Source organism: Mycobacterium sp. (genome assembly GCF_049683935.1).
GTDB lineage: Bacteria > Actinomycetota > Actinomycetes > Mycobacteriales > Mycobacteriaceae > Mycobacterium.
This window is the reverse complement of record NZ_JBAUJR010000097.1, coordinates 1-3,987: the sequence shown is the minus strand read 5'-3', so window position 1 is coordinate 3,987 and position 3,987 is coordinate 1. Positions and strand designations below refer to the sequence as shown.

The 3,987-nt window shown below is 66.7% G+C and carries 4 protein-coding genes; 1 reads left to right on the top strand and 3 read right to left on the bottom strand.

Annotated features, from left to right (window positions below):
• Positions 1–16: 16 nt before the first annotated feature.
• The 3 genes from WA965_RS05385 to WA965_RS05375 form a co-directional block, all read right to left on the bottom strand.
• Positions 17–313 (bottom strand): hypothetical protein, encoded by a 297-nt coding sequence (locus WA965_RS05385; RefSeq protein WP_526299167.1) that lies wholly within the window; start codon positions 311–313, stop codon positions 17–19.
• A 152-nt stretch (positions 314–465) separates the two neighbouring features.
• On the bottom strand, positions 466–3,081 hold the full coding sequence (locus tag WA965_RS05380; protein ID WP_526299165.1) for a LuxR C-terminal-related transcriptional regulator: 2,616 nt from the start codon (positions 3,079–3,081) through the stop codon (positions 466–468).
• Between the two features lie 72 nt (positions 3,082–3,153).
• Entirely contained in the window at positions 3,154–3,594 is a 441-nt protein-coding gene (locus WA965_RS05375) for an SRPBCC family protein (RefSeq protein WP_526299163.1), read from the bottom strand.
• Positions 3,595–3,670: 76 nt separating this feature from the next.
• On the opposite strand from WA965_RS05375, the gene WA965_RS05370 reads away from it, so the two are divergent.
• Positions 3,671–3,987, top strand: a 317-nt coding sequence (locus WA965_RS05370) for a UBP-type zinc finger domain-containing protein (RefSeq protein ID WP_526447200.1), incomplete at its 3' end; no start/stop codon positions are given.

Genomic DNA, 3,987 nt, shown 5'->3' with positions numbered 1-3,987 from the left:
CTGAATCACGACGGAATCACAACCTGCGCATCTCCCGCGCCATCGCCGCCTGCTCGAGGAACTCGGTGCGCCGTGGCGGATAGTGACGGGGCTCCCGCACTTCATCCGCTGGCGCACTCCGGAACATCGCCTGGATGGCGGCGATCAGCCCTCGGGTGGCCTTGGTGCGAGGCATCGACACTGCGGCGGCTGTGCTGAAAAGGACTTCCTGCTCGGTGATGACCACTGCCGGACGACTCGGAGCCGCGGTGGCCAGCTCGGCGTGCGTGGTGCTCTGCTTCGGTTCTGCGGTTGCCGCAATCAACTCGGACACGTCGTGTCCCCTTTGTCCTGGCGGTTTGTGACTCTCCGATCGTCTGTCGGCGAGGGGGTGGCGAGGTCAGTAGTGCGCTACTGCAGTCTCGGATTCCCCGGCTCGAAACCACTGAGTCGCCGCCCAGCGCAGCGGTACATCGCCTCGCGGTGCTAGTCGGACCGCTTACGCCGGTGCAGCAGAGCGGCCAGTTCCTCACGACTCGTAGTGCCGGTTTTCGACATGGCGCGGAAGGTGTGGCTTTCGACAGTGCGCACAGACAGAGTCAGCCGCTCGGCAATCCCGCGGTTGGACAGTCCTTCACCGATCAGCAGTGCGATCTCCACCTCACGCTCCGTCAGCGGCAGAGGTTCGCGGGCCTGCCGGAGAACCCACGTACTGAGGCCACCGCATGCGTCCGCAAGACCATCGGCACGTGTCGAGGCACTCAACGCCGATCCGCGTTTACCTTGACGGCGATATGCGAGCGCCGCGTGGGCGGCCGCATCCACAGCGGCCACTCGGTCGCCCGCGGCCTCGAAGTCCTCTGACAAGGAGGACAATTCGGCGCCATCTCCGTCGTGCAGAGCGACAGCGAACCGCACGGCGAGGCCCACCCGCGGACCTTCCACCGTCGACGTGAGCTCGCCGAGACGAGGTCCACACGTTCGATCGCCGAACTGGGTGGCGGTCTGCAGGCAGAGCACCTCAGCGGCGAATCGTCCTACGCTCCTGGCACTTTCCGCTGCCTCCCCCGCGAACTTGATCGCCTCGCTCACTGCGCCCTGGCCGGCCGACACCCAGGCCTTTGCCAGGCTCAACTCGTCGTCCAGCGAACGAAAGGTACGTTGCACCTTCGCGATATCGGCCAGCCCGGCCGCCGCCTCGTCCGTCAGGCCACGCATCGCCAGTGCGGTCGTCCGCGGAATGCTGTAGCGGTATCCCCAGCCGATGGGATAGGACGCCGACAGGCTCTCGGCCGCCCGATCGAGCAGCACCGATGCGGTGCGTAGGTCGCCGGCCCCCAGCGCCGCCCGACCCGCCACGGCAATGCCGAGTGCTTGGGCGGCCCCGGGTAGGTCGGCTGACTGCCGACGGGTGCGCTCTGCCACCTCGAGCGCGTCGGCGATGTTGCCGGCCAACAGCAGCGCAGTGACTTCGGCATCGGCGATGTTGAATCTCATGTGCGGCGCGTCGAGGGAACGACTGGCGACCTCATATCCCGATTCCGCGACGGCCAGCGCCTCGCTGGTGCGCCCCGCATCGGCGAGTATCTGCGCGAGCACCCACGCGATCTCGGCGCCGACGACCGGCAGATCCTCAAGTGCGAGTCCCCGTGACACCTGAAGCGCCGCTTCAGGTTGATCCAGCGCAAACCAGTACACCGTCAGGAAGGTGTCGATGTATGTCCGCGCCTCAGGAGGCGCGTGGCGCGACGCCTCGTCGATGAGTTCTTTCGCGCGCAGAGGGTCACCCAGGGCCCACATCATGTTGCTGCACCGCCAGAACGCCAGTCGGGCGCGGTCGTGGTCGGACAACGCTTCGATGCGGACCTCGGCCAGCAGCGCATCAGCCTCTACACCGCGACCCAGCCAGGACAGCGCATGCGCACGGACGAAAGTCGGCTCCTGTCCCGCTCCGGCGCGGATCGCCGCTTCCGCCAGTCGCTCCGCCAGGGCCAGATCTGCAAGCCAGACCGCCCCGTTCGCCGCCCGGACGAGCAACTCGGGATCGGGTTCGAGGTCGGAGTCCAGACTCAGGCTGGCGCGGCGTACCACGACCCGGATGTCGTCGCGGTCAGCGGATTCCGCAAGCTGGGACGCCACCAACCCACGCAGTCGTCGCAGCCTGGTACGCGCCGCGCGATTGCGGCGTATCTCACCGTAGAGCGGATGGGCCACCCGCGCTTCGATGCCGCCGGCGGCAGGGGTGAGTGTGATGAGTCCACGGGTTTCGGCCTCCTCGATCGCGGCAGCATCGGTGAGTTTCGTCAACGTGGCGAGTTCGACCGGTTCCCCAACGGCAAGCAGGTCGATGACGTCGCTGACCGCAGGGGGCAGTGACCCGATCCGCGACTCGATCAGTTCCACCAGACCGGGCGGCACCGTCGGTTCGCCGACCCACCGCCAACACCCGCGCTCGTGGACGATCCGGCGGTCGGTGATCTCCTGCTCGACGATGTTGCGCAGATACAGAACGTTGCCGCCGGTGAGTTGCCACAACCGCTGAGACGCCTCCGGATCGACTGACCCCGACAGCGCCGCGGACAACAACGAGGTGGTGCCGGCATGCGACAGCGGTCCGAGATCGAGGCGGACGAAGTCGCCGACCTTCCGTATCTCGTGCACTGCGGGTGAAGTCGGTTCATCCGCGCGGACGGTGATGATCAGTTTCGCCAGGCCCTGCTGCACGATCTGATGCACGACGAAGATGGACAGTTCGTCGAGAAGATGGATGTCATCGACCCCTACAACCACTTTGTTACCCGGACGCGCGGCGGTCAGTGACTCGACCACGCCCCGCAGCAACTGCACGGTGTCGGTGGCGTCCGACGGCGCCCAACTTGTGAACGCACCGAGCGGAATCGTCCGGGCCGAGGAAGTGCCGACCGTCCATCGGGTCTCCCACCCCGCCGACGCCGCAGCCGACAACGCCTCCCGGGCGATGCGACTCTTCCCCACACCCTCTGCTCCGCATATGAGCACGCCGGAGACATCCGGAGCCGCGACGGCGGCTTCGATGGTTTTCGTCTCCTCTGAACGGCCAATTAACGGCCACGACAACCGCACCCAGGAAGCCTAGAAGCCCCGACAGCGGTTTGCGCGGGTTACGGCGACTTCGCGCCTACCGTCACGCCGCCATCACCCCTGCAAAACCTTGTGGACCTGCTTCTTCAGGCCTTCGGTCGCGGTCTCCACCCCGCCCTTCATCGTGCGCTTGAGGATGAAGCCCGGCATCGGCACGGACAGATCGATGGCGATGTCGAACTTCACCCGCGTCTTGTCACCCTCCGGCGTGAGTGTGTACCCGGCGTCCTGGGCCTTGAGCTGACCGGCGGAGATCAATGTCCACGTGACCTTGTCGTCCGCCCAGGTGTATTCGATGACCTGCTCGTCGGTCAGTCCTGCGGCCTTGACTGTCATCTTGACCCTCTTGGGCCTGCCGTTGTCGAAACTCTCGAGGATCTCGGCTTTCTGGTACTGGGGCGACCAGGACGGGGTCGCCTCGACGTCGGCGATGACGTCGAGAATCTGCTGCGGTGTTGCCTCGATCACGACCTCGCGGGAGTCCTTGGTTGCCATGGCGCGACGATAGACCACCCGGCGGGCCGTTCGGATCGAGATGAGCGGACTGCCCGGGGTGGGTAGGCTCGCCGTCGTGAGCGCCGCGGTTGACCCGACAGTTGCCCCGAGCGGTACCGGTTGCGTCGAATGCGATGCAGCCGGTGGCTGGTGGGTGCATCTGCGCCGCTGCGCTGCGTGCGGCCACATCGGCTGCTGCGACGATTCCCCGTCCCGCCACGCGTCGGGGCACTGGCGCGACTCCGGCCACCCGATCATCAGGTCGTTCGAGCCGGGTGAGGATTGGTTCTGGAATTTCGAGACCGATGACTACTACGAGGGCCCGGAACTCGCTGCGCCGCAGAGCCGCCCCGCCGACGAGACGGCGCCGGGTCCGCGCGGCCGGGTCCCGGC